The following is a 3,600-nucleotide window of genomic DNA, read 5'->3' on the forward strand; positions in this document are numbered from 1 at the left end:
GCGAGCAGGCGACCCTCGAGTACGGCGAGACGATGCTGGAGGTGCACGAGGACGCGGCGCCCCGCGGCTCCGGCTTCACGCTGCTGGTGATGGGGATCATGATCCTCGCGGTGGTCGTGCTCGCCCCGAGCATCAAGAACTTCGTCGAGCAGCGCGCCGAGATCGCCGAGCTGCAGCGCTCGGTCGACGCGGCCAAGACCCAGGCGCAGAACCTCGACGAGCAGCGCACCCGCTGGTCCGACCCGGCGTTCATCCGCGCGCAGGCCCGCGAGCGGCTGTACTTCGTGATGCCCGGCGAGGTGAGCTACCTCGTGCTCGACGACGTGACGCTCGCCCAGCAGGCGCAGCAGCCCGCGAGCGACACGGTGCAGGAGACCCCGAGCGACTGGGCCGGATCCCTGCTGTCCTCGATCGCGGTCTCGGGCCTCGGCGAGCCGACCGCCGACGAGCTGACACCGACTCCGTAGCTCCTGCCCGACTCCGTAGCTCCCGCCCGACCCCGCGTACACTGGAGCGTCCTCCCGGCCGTCCGTCCTCTGGAGCCCCCGTGACCACGCCCCCCTTCGATCCGCCGTCCGAGCGCGACATCGCGGTCGTCTCCGCCCAGCTGGGCCGTCCCGCCCGGGACGTCGTCGGGATCAGCGCACGCTGCGTCTGCGGCGACCCGACGGTGGTCTCCACGAGCCCCCGCCTGTCCGACGGCACGCCGTTCCCCACCTTCTACTACTTGACCCACCCCGCCGCGACGGCCGCGATCTCGCAGCTCGAGGCCACCCAGGTCATGGTCGAGTACAACGCGATGCTCGCCGAGGACGAGGAGCTGCGCGAGGCGTACGCCGCTGCGCACCGGGCGTTCCTGGCCGACCGCGAGAGCGTCGGCTCCGTCCCCGAGATCGCGGGCATCTCCTCCGGGGGCATGCCCTCGCGGGTGAAGTGCCTCCACGCCCTCGCCGCGCACGCCCTCGCGGCGGGCCCCGGCGTCAATCCGATCGGCGATCTGGCCCTGGCCCGCGCCGACTGGTCTCCCGAGCGCTGCGCCTGCAGGCCGCTCGACGCGTAGCCGCTCCTACCGGAGCCACGGAGGCGCCACCACCGGCGCGCTCTTCGCTAAGCTGATTCCCAGTCGGGGTCAGTGCTGCCCACCGCATCGAGAGCGGGCACTTCGCATTGCGTGAGGGTGTTCGCATTGTCCATCCCTCTTGGAGAGTCAACCGTGCCCAGAATCCTGATCGTCGGAGGCGGCTATGCCGGCTTCTACACCGCGTGGAAGCTCGAGAAGCAGCTCCGCCCGCACGAGGCAGAGGTCACGATCGTCGACCCGCTGCCCTACATGGCGTACCTGCCCTTCCTCCCCGAGGTCGCCGCGGGGTCGATCGAGCCGCGCCACGCGATCGTCTCGCTCCGCCGCCACCTCAAGAAGACCGCGATCCTCGCCGCCAAGGTGACGAAGATCGACCACGCGAACCGCACCGCGACGATCACCCCGACCGTGGGCGAGCCCTACGAGTTCGAGTACGACCAGATCGTCGTCACCGCCGGCTCCGTCTCGCGCACCTTCCCGATCCCGGGCGTCGCCGACAACGCGATCGGCCTGAAGACGATCGAGGAGGCGACCGCGATCCGCGACCGCATGCTCACGAACTTCGACAAGGCCGCGTCGCTCCCCGCTGGCCCCGAGCGCTCGCGCCTGCTGACCGTCACGGTCGTCGGCGGCGGGTTCGCGGGCATCGAAGTCTTCGCCGAGCTGCGCTCCTTCGCGAGCGCGCTGCTCAAGCGCTACCCCGAGATCGACTTCGAGGAGACGCAGTTCCACCTCATCGAGGCGATGGGCCGGATCATGCCCGAGGTCGCCCTCGAGACGAGCCACTGGGTGCTGAAGAACCTCGACCAGCGCGGCGCCACCGTGCACCTCGACACGCAGCTCAAGTCGGCCGAGAACGGCGTCATCCAGCTGTCGACGGGCGAGAGCTTCGAGTCGGACCTCATCATCTGGACCGCGGGCGTCATGGCGAACCCGTCGATCAAGAACTCCGACCTGCCCATCGAGGAGCGCGGCCGCCTGCGCGTGCGCGCCGACCTCCGCGTCGGCCACGACGACGTGCTCGTCGAGGGCGCCTGGGGCGCCGGCGACGCGACGGCCGTCCCCGACCTCACCGGCGGCGGCGTCGGCGGCTTCTGCGTGCCGAACGCCCAGCACGCCGTCCGCCAGGGCAAGCTCATGGCCAAGAACATCACCGCGGTGCTCCGCGGCGAGGAGCCGGTCGACTACGTGCACAAGAACCTCGGCGCGGTCGCGGGCCTGGGCATCGGCATCGGCGTGTTCCAGTCCGGCAAGATCGCTGTGAAGGGCTTCCCCGCCTGGGTGATGCACCGCGGCTACCACGGTCTCGCCATGCCCTCGTGGGAGCGCAAGTTCCGCGTGGTCTGGGGCTGGTGGAACAACCTCTGGCTCGGCCGCGACATCGCCTCGATCGAGGCCCGCGAGTACCCCCGCGGCTCCTTCGAGACCTACGCGTCGCGTCCGCGTCCGGCGGCCCCGGCCGCCGAGGCTCCGGCCGCGCAGGCCCCGGCGCAGATCCCCGGCCAGGCCGGTGCTCCGGTCCCGGTCGGCGGCGAGCCCGCCAAGTCCTGACACCGCCGCCGGGAGGGTCGTTCCTCCCGGTGGTCGCCCCCATAGCCCAATCGGCAGAGGCAGACGACTTAAAATCGTCTCAGTCTGGGTTCGAGTCCCAGTGGGGGCACTCCGTCCGACGTGCCGCTCTCTAGGCGGCGCGGGCGTGCGCGCTGCGTCGAGCGGGCTCGAGCAGCCCGGCCTCGAGGGCCTGGGTGATCTCGCCCGGGGTGCAGTCGGCGCAGAGCACGACGAGCTCCTCCTCGGTGTCGCGGCCGCCGGAGCGGTCGAGGACGACGGCGTCGGTTCCGCAGAGTGCGCATTCGATCATGCGGGTACCGTACGTCCGACCTCCGACATGCGCGCGGCAGTGCCCCGGCGCGTCTCGCCCGGATCCGGCCGGGCGCCGGGCGCGCCTCCGGACCGGTCGTCCTTCCGGCCGGAGGAGCCCGGTGTTCGGGAATCGGACGAGGATCCCGCGCGCCCGCGCCGCCTCGCCTAGAGTCGTCACCGGGCGGTTCCGAGCCCGGGCGCCCGCGTCCGGATAAGAGCCGCCCGGTCCACGGCGGGCGCCGGAACGGTCCCGCTTCTCGTGCCCGCGGGCACCGTCATGCACCGCCCGGCGACGGGCGGCCGGGAGGCCCCCATGGGGAAGCTGCTCTACGGAGCCTCGGGAGTCGAGATCGAGTTCGACGACCGCACGCTCACGCACGTCCAGATCGTCATCGCCAACAAGCTGCGCCGCCGCGAGAGCTTCTTCTTCTCCTGGCGGGACGACCCGGCGGTCGGCGACGGCCGGTCGAGCATCTGGCTCGACCCCTCCGTGCCCCTCTACTTCAAGTACTTCGGCGGTCGGGTTCCCTCGATCAACCGCACCTGGATCGACCTGCTGACCGTCTCGGCGAACTCGTCCGGCGGGCTGCAGCTCGTGCAGGAGCCGGACGAGTTCGCCGAGACGGTCAGCAGGTCGATCCAGGTGCGGTTGATCG

General features: G+C 71.4%; 5 protein-coding genes and 1 tRNA gene. 5 read left to right on the forward strand and 1 reads right to left on the reverse strand.

Translation table 11 applies throughout. The features are described 5' to 3' along the window. The 4 genes from C5D09_RS16915 to C5D09_RS16930 form a co-directional block, all read left to right on the forward strand. Positions 1–467 (forward strand): septum formation initiator family protein (locus C5D09_RS16915; protein WP_104269823.1); only part of this gene is annotated, 467 nt, incomplete at its 5' end. Between the two features lie 80 nt (positions 468–547). Continuing rightward, a complete protein-coding gene (locus C5D09_RS16920) occupies positions 548–1,060 on the forward strand; it encodes a DUF501 domain-containing protein (RefSeq protein ID WP_104227430.1) in 513 nt (170 codons plus the stop codon). Between the two features lie 153 nt (positions 1,061–1,213). Continuing rightward, entirely contained in the window at positions 1,214–2,632 is a 1,419-nt protein-coding gene (locus C5D09_RS16925) for an NAD(P)/FAD-dependent oxidoreductase (RefSeq protein WP_104225019.1), read from the forward strand. 35 nt (positions 2,633–2,667) lie between these two features. Next, a tRNA-Leu gene (locus C5D09_RS16930) sits at positions 2,668–2,741 on the forward strand. 21 nt (positions 2,742–2,762) lie between these two features. On the opposite strand, the gene C5D09_RS16935 is transcribed toward C5D09_RS16930, so the two are convergent. After that, the gene (locus tag C5D09_RS16935) at positions 2,763–2,942 is read right to left on the reverse strand and encodes a hypothetical protein (protein ID WP_104225020.1); all 180 of its coding nucleotides are present in this window, start codon (positions 2,940–2,942) and stop codon (positions 2,763–2,765) included. 315 nt (positions 2,943–3,257) lie between these two features. Here C5D09_RS16935 and C5D09_RS16940 point away from each other — a divergent pair. Next, positions 3,258–3,600: ATP-dependent DNA ligase (locus C5D09_RS16940; protein ID WP_104269824.1), on the forward strand; the 343-nt coding region annotated here is incomplete at its 3' end.

Source organism: Rathayibacter sp. AY1C9 (assembly GCF_002932315.1).
In the GTDB taxonomy this organism is placed as follows: Bacteria; Actinomycetota; Actinomycetes; order Actinomycetales; family Microbacteriaceae; genus Rathayibacter.